Origin of the sequence: Agrobacterium vacciniicorymbosi (genome assembly GCF_040427045.1) — a bacterium.
Taxonomy (GTDB): Bacteria; Pseudomonadota; Alphaproteobacteria; order Rhizobiales; family Rhizobiaceae; genus Agrobacterium.
Genome location: NZ_JBETMF010000006.1, coordinates 230,699 through 248,815, shown reverse-complemented (window position 1 = coordinate 248,815; position 18,117 = coordinate 230,699). Strand labels below are relative to the sequence as shown.

The window sequence follows — 18,117 nt, the reverse complement described above, 5'->3', positions numbered from 1 at the left end:
CATGGCAAATATCGCTTCCGAAAACGGAACGTCCGGCCCGAGCCTGATGGCGCAGGCTGTGAAGGAAGGTATCTTCGCAGGCCTCGTGTCGCTGGGAATGTTCATTCTCTATGTCGGCATCGTCACCTATCAGGACATCAACAACCAGCTGATCTGGGGCACGCGCTGGGGCCTTCTGGCCATCTTCGTTGGCATCGCCGCCGTTGGCCGCTTCCTCGTCGTCGGCTTCATCCGCCCGCATCTCAACCGTCGCAAGCTGGCGAAAGCCAAGTCCGGCGTACTGGAGATTTCCGAAGACAAGGGCTTCTTCCACAAGCATTTTCTCAAGATCGCGCTCATCTTCCTGCTGATCTATCCCGGCATTGCCGTCGGTCTCTTCGGTTTTCAGGGATCGCTGAAGCTGGTGGACAATTTCGGCATCCAGATCCTCATCTATGTGATGCTGGCCTGGGGTCTGAACATTGTGGTCGGTCTCGCTGGCCTGCTCGATCTGGGTTACGTCGCCTTCTATGCGGTCGGCGCTTACTCCTACGCTCTCCTGTCCAGCCATTTCGGATTGTCCTTCTGGGTTCTGCTGCCCATGGCCGGTATTCTGGCTGCTTTCTGGGGCATCATTCTCGGCTTCCCGGTTCTGCGCCTGCGCGGTGACTATCTCGCCATCGTGACGCTTGCCTTCGGTGAGATCATTCGTCTGGTTCTTCTGAACTGGACCGATGTGACCAGGGGCACTTTCGGTATCTCGGGTATCGCCAAGGCATCCATCTTCGGCATCTGGTCGTTTGATGTCGGTGCGCCGAACAATTTTGCCAAGGTCTTTGGCCTGCCCATGTCCTCGGCCTATTACAAGATCTTCCTTTTCTACGTCATTCTGCTGCTCTGCATGCTCACGGCCTATGTGACCATCAAGCTGCGCCGCATGCCGATTGGCCGTGCCTGGGAAGCCCTTCGTGAAGACGAAATCGCCTGCCGTTCGCTCGGTATCGATACGGTCAAGACCAAGCTCACCGCCTTTGCAACGGGTGCGATGTTCGGTGGTTTTGCTGGCTCGTTCTTTGCCGCGCGTCAGGGCTTCGTTTCGCCAGAAAGCTTCGTGTTCCTGGAATCGGCGGTCATTCTTGCCATCGTCGTTCTCGGCGGCATGGGGTCGCTGACGGGCATTGCCATTGCGGCGGTCGTCATGGTCGGTGGTACGGAACTGCTGCGCGAGATGGAATTCCTCAAGCACATCTTCGGCCCTGATTTCACGCCGGAACTCTACCGCATGCTGCTGTTCGGCCTGGCGATGGTCATCGTCATGCTGTTCAAACCACGCGGTTTCGTCGGTTCGCGTGAACCCACGGCCTTCCTGAAAGAGCGTAAAGCCGTCTCCGGCAGCTTCACCAAGGAAGGTCACGGCTGATGGCTTCCGGAAACAGTGCAATGACAAAAGACACCATTCTCAAGGTCGAACACCTGTCTATGAAGTTCGGCGGCCTGATGGCCATCAACGACTTCTCCTTCGAGGCCAGACGCGGTGAGATCACCGCGCTGATCGGCCCCAACGGTGCGGGCAAGACGACCGTGTTCAACTGCATCACCGGCTTTTACAAGCCGACGATGGGCATGATCACCATGCGGCGTAAGACGGGCGAGGAGCATCTGCTCGAGCGTCTGCCGGATTTCGAGATCACCAAGAAAGCCAAGGTCGCGCGTACTTTCCAGAACATCCGGTTGTTTTCCGGCCTGACGGTTCTCGAAAACCTGCTGGTTGCCCAGCACAACACGCTGATGAAGGCGTCCGGCTACACGATCCTCGGTCTTTTGGGCCTGCCGACCTACAGCAATGCAGCGGCAGCGGCCATCGAGAAGGCCAAATACTGGCTGGACAAGGCCGATCTGACGGAACGTGCCGACGATCCCGCAGGTGATCTTCCCTATGGCGCGCAGCGTCGTCTGGAAATCGCCCGCGCCATGTGCACGGAGCCGGAACTTCTGTGCCTGGACGAGCCTGCTGCAGGTCTCAACCCGAAGGAATCGCTGGCGCTCAACAATCTGTTGCGCGGCATTCGCGCCGAAGGCACGTCGCTGCTTCTCATCGAGCATGACATGTCTGTTGTCATGGAGATTTCCGACCATGTCGTGGTTCTCGAATATGGCCAGAAGATTTCCGATGGCACGCCTGACCATGTGAAGAACGACCCTAAGGTCATCGCCGCCTATCTGGGTGTCGAGGATGATGAAGTGGAAGACGTAATTGCAGAAGAACTTGGGGGGACAATTTGATGTCCGGTGAACCCCTTCTCAAAGTCCAGGGCGTAGAAACCTATTACGGCAACATCCGCGCATTGGCTGGCGTCGATGTCGAAGTCAACAAGGGCGAAATCGTCAGCCTTATCGGCGCTAATGGTGCTGGCAAATCGACGCTGATGATGACGATCTGCGGCAGCCCGCAGGCCCGTACCGGTTCGGTGATCTTCGATGGCGAAGACATCACGAAGGTGCCGACGCATCTCATCGCCCGTCGCCGCATTGCGCAATCGCCTGAAGGCCGTCGCATTTTTCCGCGCATGACCGTTCTGGAAAACCTCCAGATGGGCGCCAATCTCGACAATCTGAAATACTTCAAGGAAGACGTCGAGAAAATCTTCACGATGTTCCCGCGTCTGAAGGAACGTCAGAGCCAGCGCGGCGGCACGCTTTCGGGTGGTGAACAGCAGATGCTGTCCATTGGCCGCGCGCTGATGTCGCGTCCCAAGCTGCTTCTGTTGGATGAGCCGTCGCTTGGTCTCGCACCTCTGATCGTCAAGGGCATTTTCGAGGCGATCAAGACGCTGAACAAGGAAGAGGGGCTGACCGTCTTCCTCGTGGAGCAGAATGCCTTTGCGGCGCTGAAGCTTTCCGACCGCGCCTATGTCATGGTCAACGGCAAGGTCACGATGAGCGGTTCCGGCAAGGAATTGCTGGCCAACCCGGAGGTGCGCGCTGCCTATCTCGAAGGCGGTCGTCACTAGGAACATCGGTGCCTGCCACTCGGCAGGCGCTGGTTAACGGCCGGTTCTGTCACTGCGACGGGCCTGCTGGGTCAACATAACAATAAAGCCTGCCGGCAAACGGCGGGCGAGAAATCAAAGGCAGGTCCCGCGGCAAAAAAGCCAAGGGCGCTGATGGGGAAAAAGATGCAGGGACTTTTTTTCGAAAGTGACAGCGGCGTTCGCTACGTGTTGCGTGGGCTGGTTGTGCTTCTCGGGTTCTGGACGGCATGGCGCACCGGCAAGTCCGTGGCCGATGGCTGGGGTGAATATCCAAGGGTGGTCATCTACACGCTGCTTCTGGGCGTCGTGATGCGCTTTTTGCACTATGCGCTGTTTGCCGGGCCAATGCTGGACGGCTTTTATTACCTGATGGATGTGGTCGTTCTGCTGGTTTTCTCGACTGTCGGTTTCCGCATGCGCCGGACCAGCCAGATGGTCGATAACTACTACTGGCTCTACGACCGAACTTCATCATTTTCTTATAAGAAGAAAGATTGACAGCGGCGTTTTTCTGAATTCAGAATACCCGCAAGAGTGGAACAGCCTGAGCAGTTAAGGTGGGTGCTGAGCAGGCAGGGATAATCAACCCAACCAATGGAACTGGGAGTAATATAATGAAGAAGTCTCTTCTTTCCGCAGTTGCGCTGACCGCAATGGTCGCCTTCAGTGGTTCTGCCTGGGCTGACATTCTCGTCGGCGTCGGCGGCCCGCTGACCGGCCCGAATGCGGCTTTCGGCGCACAGCTCCAGAAGGGTGCTGAACAGGCTGCGGCAGACATCAATGCTGCAGGCGGCATCAATGGCGAAAAGATCAAGATCGTGCTGGGCGACGACGTGTCCGACCCTAAGCAGGGCATCTCGGTTGCCAATAAGTTCGTTGCTGATGGCGTCAAGTTCGTTGTCGGTCACTTCAACTCCGGCGTTTCCATTCCGGCGTCTGAAGTCTACGCGGAAAACGGCATTCTCGAAATTACGCCTGCTGCGACCAACCCTGTCTTCACCGAGCGCGGCCTGTGGAACACGTTCCGTACCTGCGGTCGTGACGACCAGCAGGGCAGCATTGCCGGCAAGTATCTCGCAGATCACTTCAAGGACGCGAAGATTGCCGTCATTCATGACAAGACGCCTTACGGTCAGGGTCTTGCCGATGAAACCAAGAAGGCGCTCAACGCTGCTGGCCTGAAAGAAGCCATCTACGAAGGCGTTAACGTTGGCGACAAGGACTTCTCGGCCCTCATCGCAAAGATGAAGGAAGCTGGCGTCTCGGTCATCTACTGGGGTGGTCTCCACACCGAAGCCGGTCTCATCATCCGTCAGGCTGCTGACCAGGGTCTGAAGGCCAAGCTCGTTTCCGGTGACGGTATCGTTTCCAACGAACTGGCTTCCATCGCTGGCGACGCTGTTGAAGGCACGCTGAACACCTTTGGTCCTGATCCAACCGTCAACCCTGCCAACAAGGACCTCGTTGCGAAGTTCAAGGCAGCAGGCTTCAACCCTGAAGCTTACACGCTCTACTCCTACGCAGCCGTGCAGACCATCGCCGGCGCTGCAAAGGATGCAGCCTCGCTCGACCCAGAAAAAGTCGCTGCTGCGATGAAGAAGGGCAAGTTCTCCACCGTTCTCGGCGAAATCTCCTTCGACGAAAAGGGCGACCCGAAGCTTCCAGGTTACGTCATGTACGAGTGGAAGAAAGGCCCAGACGGCAAGTACAGCTACTTCCAGCAGGGCAGCTAAGCCTCAAGCGGAATTGCACCAGAAAGCCCGGCAGCGATGCCGGGCTTTTTTCGTTTTAAGTTTGGTTGTTTTGCAATTGCCATAATGGAGCCAACAAGGCAGAGAAGATCGACAGCTCGCGAAAATTGCAAACAGAGGTAGCAATGGCGGTAAAGCGGTTTGTTCTCTGGTTCCTCGTTCTTGTCGTCCTCGCCGGTGCCTTGGCGGGCATGCACCTATTCAGCAAATCCCGCACCAGCCAATTGTTCGGCGACATCATCGCGAGGGTGGAAACCGACAAACCTGTTGTGGCGCTGACCTTCGATGACGGCCCGTCACCGCGCTTCACGCAGGACGTCTTGAACATTCTGAGAGACCGCAATGTCACGGCGACGTTTTTCCTGACCGGCAAGGAGATCGAGGAAAACCTGCCGCTGGCACGATTGGTCATCGCTGCTGGCCATGAGATCGGCAACCATTCCTATTCGCATTCCAGCATGGCCTGGATGGGATCGACGCGGGTGAAGGAGGAGATCGAGCGGACCGATGTGGCTATCCGGGCCGCAGGCTATCAGGGTGAAATCCTGTTTCGTCCACCCTATGGCAAAAAGCTCGTGACCCTGCCGTGGTATCTTTCGCAGCATGATCGAAAAACCATCATGTGGGATGTCGAGCCGGAATCATTTCCCGAAGTGGCCGATAATGCCGAGGCGATGACGCGATATGTCCTCGATAACGCCAGAAGCGGATCGATCATCATCCTGCATGTGATGTATCGCAGCCGCGACGTGTCGCGTCAGGCTCTGCCGCAGATCATTGATGGCCTGCGTCAACGCGGCTTCGAATTCGTCACTGTGTCACAGCTTTTGCAGAATGGCTCGCTCAATCCAGACGGTTCAAAATGAAATCGGCGCGTTCTCGCACGCTCAGTTTCAGCAATATGATGGTTTCATAACCAAGATCGCTGTAATCGCGAAGCAGGCGTTCATATTCTTCGATAGCTGCTGCGAGATCATGCTGCCGCTCTCCATCCGTCACATAGATTTCCGGCCATGGCGGCGTCAGAAAGACAAGGGGATTGTAGCGATGCTTCTGCTTCAGCTCGTGAAGAAAGCCATCGCCGCAAACATGGTGAAGCGCAGAAGCCGCATCGATGATGCCACGATCAAAGAAGACCCTGCCGCTGTCAGGCGCATTATCCAGATCTGCCAGCGCCATGGCTACCGCGCGGCGGGCGAAGGCTTCCATATCGACCCATGGAAGGGCCGTTCCTTGCTGCTCTGTTTCCTGTCTGACGATACGCCGTCCCGGTTCCTCGACCGTGGCGTAACCACGCTTCGCAAGTTCGTCCAGCAGGGTGGATTTGCCGCCGCCAGAGCAGCCGGACAGGACGATCAGGTTATTCGTTTCTTCGCTAATATTCATTCTCCTATGTCGCTGGAAGGGCTGCGCTTTTTTGGATGAGCAACATTACGCAGGTTTAATCTTTTTCGCGGGAACCAGTGGCAGGATCGAACGTTTGTTCGCAACCTAACAATGAGGTCTCGCCATGAAAACACTTCTCATCTCTTCTTTGATTGCAGTTTCTTCCGTCTTCGTTTTTTCGGCCCCGTCCTATGCTGATACCGTGACAGTCACCACTACGCAGAAGGTTCGTACGCCGATGCGCGAAGAGTATCGTCCTCGTCATCACCGCGTTGCCCGCGATTGTTTCGTGAAGAAGGTTCGCACGCACCATCACGGTCGTGTCGTCATCAAGGAAACGCGCGTCTGCCGTTAATCCGCTGATACAGTCGTTTGACAGACGGGTGCAGATTCTGCGCCCGTTTTGTTATGCGTCGTGCAGAATATGGGCGGCTTTGACGGCTGCTGAAGCGCGGTTTTCCACGCCGAGTTTGACGTAAATCTGCTCCAGATGCTTGTTCACGGTGCGGGCGGAGAGCCCCAGAATATCTCCGATGTCCCGGTTGGACTTGCCCTTGGCGATCCACAGCAACACTTCCGATTCACGGATCGTCAGAGCAAAATGCTGGCGCAGCAGCGCATCGGCTGGTTTGTCGCTGGCCGCCGTCAGCCGGAACAGATGCTCGTCCGGCCCCATCGCGCCGAGAAACGTCAGTTGCAGCGTTGCCCGGTCTGCCTGCTGAATGGTCAGCGGTGCATCCCGAGCCAAGTCGTTTCCTCGATTGGCGAGCCACCCCGCAATATGCTGCGTGACGATCTCCAGCCCGTCATCGCGACCGGTCGCAGCATTGACCAGCCGTGTTGCCTGTGGGGTCGACCAGTGAATGGCACCGTTGGCCCGCACCGCCAGCAGGTGGCGACCTGCGGCATCCAGCGCAACCCGCGCACTTTGGGCAGAACGTGCATTCGATAGATGCACGCGAATGCGGGCGCGCAACTCATCGATATTGATCGGCTTTGTCAGATAATCGACACCGCCGGCTTCCAGCGCCCGCACCACATGTTCCGTCTCGGTCAGCCCGGTCATGAAGATCACCGGCACCTGCGTGACGGCAGCGTTGGATTTCAGTCGCGTGCAGGTTTCGAAACCATCCATGGATGGCATAACGGCATCAAGCAGGATGATATCGGGGGTGATGCGCTCCGCGATGTTGAGGGCTGATTGGCCGGAGGTGGCGATCAGAACGGAAAAGCCGGACTGCTCCAGCGCATCGGTCAGAAAGCCCAGCGCGTCCGGGCTGTCATCCACCAGTAGCACGATATCCTTCGCTAGCGCGGCAGACGGGACGCTCATGGCTGACGCTCCTTTTTGATGCTGGGCTGGTTCTCAAAACGGCTGAGAAAGGCGGCGTAGCCCGCCATGTCGAAGGACTGCACGTAACCTGTCAGTTCTTCGGTGAAGGCCAGATTTTCAGATGTGCGGGCGAGATCGGCAAGCTTTGCCTCGATGCCTCTGATATAGCCGATTTCACCCAACTGCTGCAAATCCTTGATGTGCGATGGCCCCGGCGTGGTGATTTCGGCCTTGGCTGGCGTGGGCAGGGCACGGGCATCCGTATCATAAACCCATGTCAGGCCCAGATGCACGGCGAGCTTGTCGCACAGGCGGCGGATATCGACCGGCTTGGCAATCGTGTCGTTGTGATTGTCCTCTCCTGCGCCAGCAATCGAGCCATCGCCAATATTGGCCGAGAGCATGATGAGAGGCGCTATCTGGCCTGCCTCGCGCAGCTTCGTCACCAGTTGCCAGCCGCTCATGCCGGGCATGGAAATGTCGATGAGGAACAGATCGGGTTTGACACCTTCGATCAGTGTCAGGCAATCCGGGCCGCTCTGGGCCGTCAGCACAACGAAATCGAGCGGGCCAAGCACCTCGCGCATCAATTCGCGGTGGTCCTCATTATCGTCAACCACAACGATGGTGCGGCGCGGGCCTGAATAGGAGACGATGGTTTTTTCCGGCGCGGGTGCTGTGCTGGGGCGATCCACCGCCGAGAGCATGAGCCGCACCTTGAAGGTCGACCCCTTGTCTTTTTCGCTGACCACGGAAATTTCGCCGCCCAGCGTGTTGGTCAAAAGCTGGGTGATGGTGAGCCCGAGGCCAAGGCCGGGCATGGGGCGAATGCTTTCTGCCTCGCCGCGCTGAAACGGTTCGTAAATGCGGTTCAAATCCTTCTCGGCAATGCCGCGCCCCTTATCGCAAATGGTAAAGGTCGCGACCTGGCTGCGATAGGCGACATCGAACCGCACTTGCCCTGCATCGGTGAATTTGATGGCGTTGGACAGAAGATTGACGAGGATCTGGCGCAGGCGCTTTTCGTCGGTGCGGACATATTGCGGCAGCGCGCGGGTGCGCTCATGCAGCAGCTCCAGCCCCTTTGCCTGCGCCTGCGGGCGGAAGAGATCGATGATCTGGTCGAGAAAATCCTGAATGTTGATTTCGTTGGAATAGACCTGCAAGCGGCCCGCTTCGATCTTGGAAATATCCAGCAATCCATCAATCAGCCCTGAGAGGTGATCTGCGGAGCGGCGGATGACCTTGATGGCAGATTGGCGCGGCTGCGGGATGGTGTCGTCTCGCTCAAGGATCTGCGCATAGCCGAGAACGGCATTCAGCGGCGTGCGCAACTCATGACTAAGGCCGACGACGTAACGGCTTTTCGCGCGGTTGGCAGCTTCCGCCGTGTCCTTGGCGTTCTGCAACGCCGCATCCGTCTTTTTGTGGGCGGCGATCTCCTTCAGCAGAAGAGTATTCTGGCGCGACGATTCTTCCTCCGCCACCACGCGGCTGTCATGGGCGAGAACCAGAAACCAGCAGACGATGCCCGCGATGACGGCAAAGACGAAGAAGACCGCAAGGATCGTGCGGTTCACCACATCCACAGTGGCGGGGGAGGAGGTGCCCACCTGATGGGCAATCAGGGCTAGCGTTGCGCCCAAAACGATGATGGCCAGCGCCGCCGACATGGCGTAGCGCCCCAGCCGGGTGGCGAGCCGGGCCACCAGATCATTCGGCAAGAAGGTACGCGCGACGGTGGCGACCTGATAGTTCAGCTTGGCCTTGGGCTTGCACATATCATGGCAGCGGCTGTCCAGCGAGCAGCAGAGAGAACAGATGGGCGCAGCATAGGCGGGGCACCATGCCATGTCTTCCGGCTCGAACGGATGTTCGCAGATGGAGCAGGTGATGCTGCTTTCCAGTTTCCACTTCTGTCGCGGTTTGCGCGCAAGGTAGAATTTACCCTTCGTACCCCAGGCAATCAGCGGCGATACCGTAAACGCAACGATGAGGGTAAGGTAGGGCGCAAGCGAAGCGGCCAGCGTACCGAACAGGCCGAAATGGGCCGTCAGCGCGATGGTTGCCGATAGCGCCATTGTGCCGACGCCGACGGGGTTGATGTCGTAGAGATGCGTACGCTTGAACTCGATGCCCGGCGGCGCAAGGCCGAGCGGCTTGTTGATGAAGAGATCGGCTGAGATGGTGCACAGCCACGCCATGGCGACAATGGAAAAGATGCCGAGTGTTTCTTCCAAGAGCCGATAGATGCCGAGTTCCATCAGCAGCAGCGCGATCAGAACGTTGAAGACGAGCCAGACGACGCGGCCCGGGTGGCTGTGGGTGAGGCGTGAGAAGAAGTTCGACCACGCCAGTGACCCGGCATAGGCGTTCATGACGTTGATCTTGAGTTGCGAGACGACGACGAAGGCCACCATCAGCAACAAGGCGGCGTTTTCGTTGGGGATCATATAGCCGAAGGCGGTGAGATACATTTGCGAGGGGTCGGCCGCGCGGTCTACGGGAACGCCGGAGCTGAAGGTCAGCACCACAAGGAAGGAGCCAGCCAGCAGTTTCGGCACGCCGACCAGAACCCAGCCTGCACCGGCCAGAAACACGGCAAAGCGATGCCGCAGTTTCAGCTTGCCATCGGCAGGCAGAAAGCGAAGGAAATCCACCTGCTCACCGATCTGCGACATCAGCGCCAGAATGACGGCAGACGCAGCGCCGAACTCGATGAGGTTGAAATCCGCTGTCGTCCCCGGCGGGCCGGAGGCGTGGTGAATACCGGCGAAAGCGCGCCACAGATCGAATTTGCCCCAGTCCATAAAGGCGATGAAGATGAAGGGCAGGATGTTGAGAATGATCCAGAAAGGCTGAGTGATGATCTGGAAGCGGCTGATCAGCCGCACGCCGTGGGTGACGAGCGGAATGACCATGACGGCGGAGATGATGTAGCCAATCCACAAGGGAATGCCGAGCGCCAGCTCCAGCGCGCCGGACATGATCGATGCCTCGATGGCAAAGAGCATGAAAGTAAAGGCGGCGTAGATGAGCGAGGTGATGGTGGAGCCGATATAGCCGAAGCTCGCTCCACGCGTTAGAAGGTCGATATCGACGCCGTAGCGGATGGCATAACGGCTGATCGGCACACCCACCGCCAGCATGACGGTGGCGGCGACGAGGATGGCGAAGAAGGCATTCGTGGTGCCATAGGACAACGTAATCGCGCCGCCGATAGCTTCCAGCGCCAGAAACGATATAGCGCCGATGGCGGTGTGGGAAATGCGGCTGGAGGAAAACTGCCGGGCGCTTTTGGCAGTAAAGCGCAGCGCATAATCTTCCAGCGTCTGGTTGGCGACCCAACGGTTATATTCGCGCCTGACGGGGATGATGCGTTGCCGTGCGGCCATGCCTAAAAACCAGCGCCTTTTTGGGTGTGATGCTCAATTGTGCAGTTTCGAGCCAAAGACCTTTGTTTGCAAGGAAAATACGGCAGTCTCCGTCTCAAAGACGCACTGACATGCCGCCATCCACAGTCAGGACATGGCCATTGACGAAGGAGGCCGCATCGCTGGCCAGAAACAGTGCTGCGCCAGCGATTTCATCCGGCTTTCCCCAGCGCTCCAGGGGAACACGCATCTTGGCGAAAGCCAGCATGTCCGGGTCTTCGGCAAGGGCGGCGTTGGTTTCCGTGGCGAACATGCCGGGCGCGATGGCGTTGCTGGTAATACCACGCGCGCCATATTCAACGGCAATGCTGCGCATCAATCCGGTTAGTCCCTGTTTTGCGACGGGGTAGATCGCATCGCCCGGTCGCACCACATGGCCGAGAATGGAGGTGATGGTGATGATGCGCCCGTAACCATTTGCGTTCATGGCTTCTGCTGCATCTCGCGACAGGCAGATGGAAGAGGTGAGGTCGGTGCGGATGAGATCCAGGACGTCATCGTCTTGGAAGTCACAGAGTGGGCGGCGGTCTCGTGCGCCGACATTGTTGACGAGAATATCGAGGTGCCCGGCCTCTTTCATGATGTAGCGAACGAGGCTGCTGCCAGCGGCAGTGTCCGCTATATCGAATGCGGCGTAGTCAGCTTTTCCGCCTGCGTTGCGAAGGGTGTCGACCGATGCTTGCAGCGTCTCGGCGTTACGTCCGGTCAACCAGACATGCGCACCCGCCTCGGTGAAGGCCTTGGCGATTTCAAAGCCGAGACCGCGCCCGCTGCCGGTGATGATGGCCGTGCGGTTTTCCAGAGAGAATTTTTGGAGAATGCCCATCGCTCACCATCCTGTTTTGATTGGTTCATCAGCGCGAAGAATACGCGGCGTGAAGAGGAGGGAGAAAGGTCAACTGAGAGACCAGCGGTTCGCAAGTGGGGACTCTGGACAGAAAAATGGCGTCGCCCGGATCGAGCGACGCCATTTCAAATATTAGGCAGCAGCCGACTTTGCGAGCGGCACTTCTGCAATCGTCTTCAGAACGACGGAGGCGATCTGGTAAGGGCAGCCCTGGGAGTTCGGACGACGGTCTTCGAGGTAGCCCTTGTAGCCGTTGTTGACGAAGGAGTGCGGAACACGGATCGACGCGCCACGGTCAGCAATGCCGTAGGAGAACTTGTTCCAAGGCGCTGTTTCGTGCTTGCCGGTCAGGCGCAGATGGTTGTCTGGGCCGTAAACGTCGATGTGCTCTTTCCAGTTCTTTTCGAAAGCACCCATGAGCGCTTCGAAATACTCCTTGCCGCCAACTTCACGCATGAACTTGGTGGAGAAGTTGCAGTGCATGCCGGAGCCGTTCCAGTCGGTGTCGCCGAGTGGCTTGCAATGGAATTCGACGTCGATGCCGTACTTTTCGCAAAGGCGAAGAAGCAGGTAACGCGCGATCCAGATCTGGTCGGCAGCGCTCTTGGAGCCCTTGCCGAAGACCTGGAATTCCCACTGACCCTTGGCCACTTCAGCGTTGATGCCTTCGTGGTTGATGCCGGCTTCGAGGCAGAGGTCCAGGTGCTCTTCAACGATTTCGCGAGCGATGGAGCCGACGTTCTTGTAGCCGACGCCCGTGTAGTATGGGCCCTGCGGAGCTGGGTAACCCTGCTCAGGGAAGCCGAGCGGACGGCCATCTTCGTAGAAGAAGTATTCCTGCTCGAAGCCGAACCATGCGCCTTCGTCGTCAAGGATCGTCGCGCGGCTGTTGGAAGCGTGCGGTGTTACGCCATCCGGCATCATGACTTCGCACATGACGAGTGCGCCGTTGGTGCGGGCCGGGTCTGGGTAAATGGCGACGGGCTTCAGAACGCAATCCGAGCTATGGCCTTCGGCCTGCATAGTGGAGGAGCCATCGAAGCCCCAGAGCGGAAGCTGCTCGAGTGTCGGGAATTCATCGAATTCCTTGATCTGCGTCTTGCCGCGCAGGTTAGCTACCGGCTTGTAACCATCCAGCCAGATGTACTCGAGTTTGAACTTAGTCATTACGAACCTCTCATAGGTTAAGATGCGAAGCCTTGATATCCTTATGCGAGCAAAGCCATCTTTTCAGACCACTCTCTCTTTCAAGTGCTGCCAAGGTAGATGCATTCGCCGTGCCAGTTTGAAAGGTGAGGTCGCTTGCCGCGCTATTTTTTTGGAAGCTGCACCCGGCAAATCTCGAATTTCAATTATTTTAGAAAATTTCAATTTACGAAAAACGCATTGATTTCCGATGCTTTTGTGCGGGCAGGGCCATTTTTCTGATCAAAAATGATGCCGTTTTTGAAAAGGCGCGTATTTTTTCGTTCAAAATTTCGATTTTCACGCTGCAACTGCATAAAGACTGTTCTTTGAACTTATGCTTTGGTGGCTTGCCTAAATTTTAGCCTTTGTGATATTTTTTTAATCAAAAGGGGGTGAAATGAGGCTTGATTTGTATTATATTCGGAACGAAGCAAATGCTTGAGGTATTCAACGAAGAGTAACTGTCATGAGAAGCGAACCGAACATGGAAAGTGCAAAGATTTATCAGTTTCCGGTTGGTGGCCGCGCAGGCTTTAAGGGTTTCCGCAAGGACGCCGTGTCAAAGGTGCAGGCTGTTAGCGCGCAGACGACGTATGTAGACTTCGACAGCTGGTATCATCAGGAAGCGATTTCGGAAAGTTCCGACGCCGATAAGCCGCACAACTGATCGACAGGCACGCCGCAGCACAGCGGCGTCACGCTGTTCCTGTTTCGCCACCCCTCCTACGTCAATTGACGTATACGGTTTCAATCTCGTGAGGCCGATAGTCCCACTCCAGCAGCGGTAACAAAACCGCTGAGCCCACAGAGGCTAAACAGGAGAGGGGTTCTTCCGATGACATTTCAAAAGATGCTGAGTGGCGCTTTGCTTGGCGCGATCATGTCTACCACCGCATTCCACGGTGCCTTTGCCGCTGACGACACCATCAAGGTCGGCGTGCTGCATTCGCTGTCCGGCACGATGGCGATTTCCGAAACGACCCTCAAAGACGCCATGCTGATGCTCATCGACGAGCAGAACAAGAAGGGCGGCGTTCTGGGCAAGAAGCTCGAAGCCGTTGTTGTCGATCCGGCCTCCGACTGGCCGCTGTTTGCTGAAAAGGCACGCCAGCTGATTTCTCAGGATAAGGTCGCCGCCGTCTTCGGTTGCTGGACCTCGTCTTCGCGCAAATCCGTTTTGCCTGTCTTCGAAGAGCTGAACTCCATTCTCTTCTATCCCGTTCAGTATGAGGGTGAAGAATCCTCCCGCAACATTTTCTACACCGGTGCCGCACCAAACCAGCAGGCCATTCCGGCTGTAGATTATCTCGCCGACACCGAAGGCGTCGAGCGCTGGGTTCTGGCCGGTACGGACTATGTCTATCCCCAGACAACCAACAAGATCCTGAAGGCCTACCTGATGTCGAAGGGCGTCAAGGAAGAGGACATCATGATCAACTACACGCCATTCGGCCATTCCGACTGGCAGACAATCGTGTCCGACATCAAGAAATTCGGCTCTGCCGGCAAGAAGACCGCCGTCGTTTCCACCATCAATGGTGATGCCAACGTGCCGTTCTACAAGGAACTGGCAAACCAGGGCGTGAAGGCCGAAGACATTCCGGTTGTTGCCTTCTCGGTGGGCGAAGAAGAACTTGCCGGTCTCGACACCGGCCCGCTGGTCGGCCACCTTGCCGCCTGGAATTACTTCCAGTCCGTCGATGCCCCTGTGAATGCAGAGTTCATCAAGGAATGGCATGCCTTCACCAAGAACGACAAGCGCGTGACCAACGACCCGATGGAAGCCGCCTATATCGGCTTCAACGCATGGGTCAAGGCCGTCGAAGCCGCTGGCACGACGGATACCGACAAGGTGCTGGACTCGATCATCGGCGTTTCCGTGCCGAACCTGTCCGGCGGCTACGCCACTGTCATGCCGAACCACCACATCACCAAGCCGGTGCTGATCGGCGAGATCCAGTCCGACGGCCAGTTCCAGATCGTGCAGCAGACCCCACAGGTCGTGGGCGACGAGTGGTCGGATTATCTGCCGGACTCGAAAGACCTGATCTCCGATTGGCGCAAGCCGATGTCCTGCGGCAACTTCAACGTTGCCACGGGCAAGTGCGGTGGCAAGGGTAGCTGATAGGCGCTCATAGCCAAAACTGAGCAAGGATTACCCCCCTCTGCCCTGCCGGGCATCTCCCCCTCAAGGGGGGAGATCAGCAAGACGCCACGACATTGCGACAACTCGACCGAAGAAATTGCCGGGCGGGTGCCGCAGGTCGATCTCCCCCCTTGTGGGGGAGATGCCCGGCAGGGCAGAGGGGGGGTGAACCACACCCACGGTGCTCGACCGCATGCACTGAAGCATCGTCGCAATGAGGAGCTGACATGACGATCCGATTTCTTCTTCGAGCCATTTTCCTATGGCTGACGCTCGGGATCGCCGCTCCAACCTACGCGCAGCAATCCGATCCTAAACCACTCATCGACGCGCTCGGCACTGCCGATTTCAAACAGGCAGAAGCCTTGATCGGGCAGATTGCGGCGACGGGAGACCCGCGTGTGGTCCCGCCACTGAATGCCTTTGCGGAGGGCGAGCTTTATGTTCGCAAGTCCGACACTCTCGTTTTCATGACCAAGCCTGCCGGTGCCAATTTTACGCTCATCGACCCGCTGACCGGTGAAAGTGTGGGCGAAGCGCCGAAGGCTGTGGTTGCTAAGATTAAGGTCAATAACAATCTGCGCCGCGTCATCCGTGCGGCACTCGGTGGTCTGACGCTGCTCAGCCCGGAAAAATCCGTTCGCCTGTCGGCAGCAGATGCGGTGTTGAAAGCGCCGAGCGCGGAGAACCTGCAATTGCTGGAGACGGCGCTTGCCAAGGAAACCGATGCGCAGGTGCGTGGCCGCATGGAAGAGGCGCGCGCCGTTTCGCTGCTGGCTTCGGATCGGTCGGTCGAGGAAAAGCGCGCCGCCATCGAGACCATCAAGAAGCTCGGCGGGCGGGATGCGATCAGCATTCTCATGGTCGCATCACCGGCGGTCGATGCCAGCCTGAAGCCCGATATTGATGCCGCGATTTCCGGCATTCAAAGCTCGCTTGCGCTGTGGGATTACGCGCAGAACATCTGGTACGGCCTGTCGCTGGGCTCCGTGCTGCTGCTGGCGGCCATCGGCCTCGCCATCACCTTCGGCGTCATGGGCATCATCAACATGGCGCATGGCGAGATGGTCATGATCGGCGCCTACTCCACCTTCATGGTGCAGGAGGTGATCCGCAGTCATTATCCCGGCCTGTTCGACTGGTCGCTGGCCATTGCGCTTCCGGTCGCGTTTCTGGTCACCGCCGCCGTTGGCCTCGTCATGGAGCGCGGCGTCATCCGCTTTCTCTACGGACGGCCGCTGGAAACGCTGCTGGCCACATGGGGTATATCGCTCATCCTGCAGCAGGGCGTACGCTCCATCTTCGGCCCCACCAATCGTGAGGTGGGCAACCCCAGCTGGATGTCCGGGTCTTTCAGCGTCGGCTATATGAACTTCACCTGGAACCGCGTCTGGATCGTCTGCTTCTCGCTTTCCGTCTTCTTTGCCCTGCTTCTTCTGCTCAAGCGCTCGGCCTTCGGTCTGCAAATGCGGGCTGTGACGCAGAACCGGCGCATGGCATCCTCTATGGGTATTCGCACCTCCTGGGTCGATGCCTTCACCTTTGCGCTCGGCTCCGGCGTTGCCGGGCTGGCTGGGGTGGCGCTCAGCCAAATCGACAATGTCTCGCCCAATCTCGGCCAGTCCTACATCATCGACAGTTTCATGGTGGTGGTCTTCGGTGGGGTCGGCAATCTCTGGGGAACGCTGGTTGGAGCGCTCTCGCTCGGCGTGCTCAACAAGTTCCTTGAGCCCACAGTCGGTGCGGTTCTCGGCAAAATCCTCGTTCTCGTTCTTATCATCCTGTTCATTCAGAAGCGGCCACGCGGTCTCTTCGCACTCAAGGGAAGGGCCATCGAAGCATGATTACCGGCTTCCTCCTTCGGGCGCTCGACCGCCGGATTCTCATCGCCATCGGCATCATTTTAGCCATCGCGGTCCTCGTGCCCGCGTCCAACCTGCTGCTTCCCGCAGACAGCGCATTCCGCATACCGACCTACATCATGTCCATGCTGGGCAAGTATCTGTCCTATGCCATTCTGGCGCTGGCGCTTGATCTGGTCTGGGGATATTGCGGCATTCTCTCGCTGGGTCACGCTGCCTTCTTCGCGCTCGGCGGTTATGCCATGGGCATGTATCTGATGCGCCAGATTGGCACGCGTGGTACTTATGGCCACCCCGTTCTGCCTGATTTCATGGTGTTCCTGAACTGGAAGGAACTGCCGTGGTTCTGGCATGGCTTCGATATGTTCTGGTTTGCGATGCTGATGGTGCTCGTCGTGCCGGGCCTGCTGGCTTTCGTGTTCGGCTGGTTTGCCTTTCGCTCCCGCGTCAACGGCGTCTACCTCTCCATCATCACGCAGGCGATGACCTACGCCCTGCTACTGGCCTTTTTCCGCAACGATATGGGTTTTGGCGGCAATAACGGCCTGACGGACTTCAAAGACATTCTCGGCTTTTCCGTGCAGGCGGATGGCACGCGTGCCGTTCTGTTTGCCATGACAGCCATCATGCTGGCGCTGTGCCTGCTGATTGCATCCGGCATCGTCAATTCCAAATTCGGCAAGGTGCTGGTGGGTGTGCGCGATGCGGAAAGCCGCGTGCGGTTTCTGGGTTTCCGGGTGGAAAACATCAAGCTCTTCACCTTCGTCGTTTCGGCCATGATGGCCGGTATTGCCGGTGCGTTGTTCGTGCCGCAGGTCGGCATCATCAACCCCGGCGAATTCTCGCCCGCCAACTCCATCGAGGTCGTCGTCTGGACGGCAGTCGGTGGGCGCGGCACGCTGATCGGGCCGATCCTCGGCGCTATCCTCGTCAATGGCGGCAAGAGCTATTTCACCGGTGCATTCCCCGAGTTCTGGCTGTTTGCACTGGGCGGTCTCTTCATCGCGGTCACGCTGTTCTTCCCCAAGGGCATTGTCGGCACTGCCCAGCATTATCTGGCAGGGCGGCGCGAAAAGCGGGTGGAGGCCTCTAAGGATGCGGCCAAGCGTGCGGAAAATGACGCTGCCGTCAAACCGGCGCAACAGGCTGCGGAGTAACA

At 57.8% G+C, this 18,117-nt stretch carries 17 protein-coding genes; 11 read left to right on the top strand and 6 right to left on the bottom strand.

The genetic code is table 11. The features are described 5' to 3' along the window. Position 1 precedes the first annotated feature (1 nt). From livM to ABUK73_RS11955, 6 genes are all read left to right on the top strand, one after another. Positions 2 to 1,399 carry a high-affinity branched-chain amino acid ABC transporter permease LivM gene (gene livM, locus ABUK73_RS11980; protein ID WP_113088849.1) on the top strand — a complete coding sequence of 466 codons (1,398 nt, stop codon included), beginning with the start codon at positions 2 to 4 and terminating at the stop codon, positions 1,397 to 1,399. Beyond that, positions 1,399 to 2,262 carry an ABC transporter ATP-binding protein gene (locus ABUK73_RS11975; RefSeq protein ID WP_353577461.1) on the top strand — a complete coding sequence of 288 codons (864 nt, stop codon included), beginning with the start codon at positions 1,399 to 1,401 and terminating at the stop codon, positions 2,260 to 2,262. Before livM ends, ABUK73_RS11975 begins: the two co-directional genes overlap by 1 nt. Beyond that, on the top strand, positions 2,262 to 2,990 hold the full coding sequence (locus ABUK73_RS11970; protein WP_113088847.1) for an ABC transporter ATP-binding protein: 729 nt from the start codon (positions 2,262 to 2,264) through the stop codon (positions 2,988 to 2,990). The genes ABUK73_RS11975 and ABUK73_RS11970 overlap by 1 nt, the downstream gene beginning before the upstream one ends. A 165-nt stretch (positions 2,991 to 3,155) precedes the next feature. Beyond that, positions 3,156 to 3,509, top strand: coding sequence for a DUF6867 family protein (locus ABUK73_RS11965; RefSeq protein ID WP_353577460.1), 354 nt, complete (start codon positions 3,156 to 3,158; stop codon positions 3,507 to 3,509). 116 nt (positions 3,510 to 3,625) lie between these two features. Next, positions 3,626 to 4,744, top strand: a complete 1,119-nt coding sequence (locus ABUK73_RS11960) for a branched-chain amino acid ABC transporter substrate-binding protein (protein ID WP_353577459.1) — start codon at positions 3,626 to 3,628, stop codon at positions 4,742 to 4,744. A gap of 143 nt (positions 4,745 to 4,887) precedes the next feature. Next, entirely contained in the window at positions 4,888 to 5,628 is a 741-nt protein-coding gene (locus ABUK73_RS11955) for a polysaccharide deacetylase family protein (protein WP_353577458.1), read from the top strand. Here the strand turns inward: ABUK73_RS11955 and ABUK73_RS11950 are convergent. Further along, positions 5,606 to 6,148 (bottom strand): AAA family ATPase, encoded by a 543-nt coding sequence (locus ABUK73_RS11950; protein ID WP_353577457.1) that lies wholly within the window; start codon positions 6,146 to 6,148, stop codon positions 5,606 to 5,608. The genes ABUK73_RS11955 and ABUK73_RS11950 overlap by 23 nt on opposite strands. 124 nt (positions 6,149 to 6,272) lie before the next feature. Here ABUK73_RS11950 and ABUK73_RS11945 point away from each other — a divergent pair, with 124 nt between their 5' ends. Then, the gene (locus tag ABUK73_RS11945; RefSeq protein ID WP_113088842.1) at positions 6,273 to 6,503 is read left to right on the top strand and encodes a hypothetical protein; all 231 of its coding nucleotides are present in this window, start codon (positions 6,273 to 6,275) and stop codon (positions 6,501 to 6,503) included. A 51-nt stretch (positions 6,504 to 6,554) separates the two neighbouring features. On the opposite strand, the gene ABUK73_RS11940 is transcribed toward ABUK73_RS11945, so the two are convergent. The 5 genes from ABUK73_RS11940 to ABUK73_RS11920 form a co-directional block, all read right to left on the bottom strand. Beyond that, on the bottom strand, positions 6,555 to 7,481 hold the full coding sequence (locus ABUK73_RS11940; protein WP_353577456.1) for a response regulator: 927 nt from the start codon (positions 7,479 to 7,481) through the stop codon (positions 6,555 to 6,557). Beyond that, complete coding sequence (locus tag ABUK73_RS11935; RefSeq protein WP_353577455.1) at positions 7,478 to 10,876, bottom strand: hybrid sensor histidine kinase/response regulator; 3,399 nt, start codon at positions 10,874 to 10,876, stop codon at positions 7,478 to 7,480. The genes ABUK73_RS11940 and ABUK73_RS11935 overlap by 4 nt, the downstream gene beginning before the upstream one ends. A 94-nt stretch (positions 10,877 to 10,970) precedes the next feature. Beyond that, positions 10,971 to 11,741 (bottom strand): SDR family oxidoreductase, encoded by a 771-nt coding sequence (locus tag ABUK73_RS11930; protein ID WP_353577454.1) that lies wholly within the window; start codon positions 11,739 to 11,741, stop codon positions 10,971 to 10,973. Positions 11,742 to 11,894: 153 nt separating this feature from the next. Further along, positions 11,895 to 12,929 (bottom strand): glutamine synthetase beta-grasp domain-containing protein, encoded by a 1,035-nt coding sequence (locus ABUK73_RS11925; protein ID WP_045228543.1) that lies wholly within the window; start codon positions 12,927 to 12,929, stop codon positions 11,895 to 11,897. A 200-nt stretch (positions 12,930 to 13,129) separates the two neighbouring features. Further along, positions 13,130 to 13,264, bottom strand: a complete 135-nt coding sequence (locus ABUK73_RS11920) for a hypothetical protein (RefSeq protein WP_353577453.1) — start codon at positions 13,262 to 13,264, stop codon at positions 13,130 to 13,132. Between the two features lie 152 nt (positions 13,265 to 13,416). On the opposite strand from ABUK73_RS11920, the gene ABUK73_RS11915 reads away from it, so the two are divergent. The 4 genes from ABUK73_RS11915 to urtC all read left to right on the top strand — a co-directional run bounded on the left by ABUK73_RS11915 (position 13,417) and on the right by urtC (position 18,115). Then, the gene (locus ABUK73_RS11915; RefSeq protein ID WP_113088838.1) at positions 13,417 to 13,617 is read left to right on the top strand and encodes a DUF2735 domain-containing protein; all 201 of its coding nucleotides are present in this window, start codon (positions 13,417 to 13,419) and stop codon (positions 13,615 to 13,617) included. A gap of 168 nt (positions 13,618 to 13,785) precedes the next feature. Continuing rightward, a complete protein-coding gene (urtA, locus tag ABUK73_RS11910) occupies positions 13,786 to 15,075 on the top strand; it encodes an urea ABC transporter substrate-binding protein (protein ID WP_353577452.1) in 1,290 nt (429 codons plus the stop codon). 248 nt (positions 15,076 to 15,323) lie between these two features. Beyond that, the gene (urtB, locus tag ABUK73_RS11905; protein ID WP_353577451.1) at positions 15,324 to 16,940 is read left to right on the top strand and encodes an urea ABC transporter permease subunit UrtB; all 1,617 of its coding nucleotides are present in this window, start codon (positions 15,324 to 15,326) and stop codon (positions 16,938 to 16,940) included. After that, positions 16,937 to 18,115, top strand: a complete 1,179-nt coding sequence (gene urtC / locus ABUK73_RS11900; RefSeq protein WP_353577450.1) for an urea ABC transporter permease subunit UrtC — start codon at positions 16,937 to 16,939, stop codon at positions 18,113 to 18,115. The genes urtB and urtC overlap by 4 nt, the downstream gene beginning before the upstream one ends. Positions 18,116 to 18,117: the final 2 nt, after the last annotated feature.

Bases quoted from the DNA above. Each gene is read 5' to 3' on its own strand.
- livM (WP_113088849.1), top strand. From the start codon at position 2: ATGGCAAATATCGCTTCCGAAAACGGAACGTCCGGCCCGAGCCTGATG.
- ABUK73_RS11975 (WP_353577461.1), top strand. From the start codon at position 1,399: ATGGCTTCCGGAAACAGTGCAATGACAAAAGACACCATTCTCAAGGTC.
- ABUK73_RS11970 (WP_113088847.1), top strand. From the start codon at position 2,262: ATGTCCGGTGAACCCCTTCTCAAAGTCCAGGGCGTAGAAACCTATTAC.
- ABUK73_RS11965 (WP_353577460.1), top strand. From the start codon at position 3,156: ATGCAGGGACTTTTTTTCGAAAGTGACAGCGGCGTTCGCTACGTGTTG.
- ABUK73_RS11960 (WP_353577459.1), top strand. From the start codon at position 3,626: ATGAAGAAGTCTCTTCTTTCCGCAGTTGCGCTGACCGCAATGGTCGCC.
- ABUK73_RS11955 (WP_353577458.1), top strand. From the start codon at position 4,888: ATGGCGGTAAAGCGGTTTGTTCTCTGGTTCCTCGTTCTTGTCGTCCTC.
- ABUK73_RS11950 (WP_353577457.1), bottom strand. From the start codon at position 6,148: ATGAATATTAGCGAAGAAACGAATAACCTGATCGTCCTGTCCGGCTGC.
- ABUK73_RS11945 (WP_113088842.1), top strand. From the start codon at position 6,273: ATGAAAACACTTCTCATCTCTTCTTTGATTGCAGTTTCTTCCGTCTTC.
- ABUK73_RS11940 (WP_353577456.1), bottom strand. From the start codon at position 7,481: ATGAGCGTCCCGTCTGCCGCGCTAGCGAAGGATATCGTGCTACTGGTG.
- ABUK73_RS11935 (WP_353577455.1), bottom strand. From the start codon at position 10,876: ATGGCCGCACGGCAACGCATCATCCCCGTCAGGCGCGAATATAACCGT.
- ABUK73_RS11930 (WP_353577454.1), bottom strand. From the start codon at position 11,741: ATGGGCATTCTCCAAAAATTCTCTCTGGAAAACCGCACGGCCATCATC.
- ABUK73_RS11925 (WP_045228543.1), bottom strand. From the start codon at position 12,929: ATGACTAAGTTCAAACTCGAGTACATCTGGCTGGATGGTTACAAGCCG.
- ABUK73_RS11920 (WP_353577453.1), bottom strand. From the start codon at position 13,264: ATGCAGTTGCAGCGTGAAAATCGAAATTTTGAACGAAAAAATACGCGC.
- ABUK73_RS11915 (WP_113088838.1), top strand. From the start codon at position 13,417: ATGAGAAGCGAACCGAACATGGAAAGTGCAAAGATTTATCAGTTTCCG.
- urtA (WP_353577452.1), top strand. From the start codon at position 13,786: ATGACATTTCAAAAGATGCTGAGTGGCGCTTTGCTTGGCGCGATCATG.
- urtB (WP_353577451.1), top strand. From the start codon at position 15,324: ATGACGATCCGATTTCTTCTTCGAGCCATTTTCCTATGGCTGACGCTC.
- urtC (WP_353577450.1), top strand. From the start codon at position 16,937: ATGATTACCGGCTTCCTCCTTCGGGCGCTCGACCGCCGGATTCTCATC.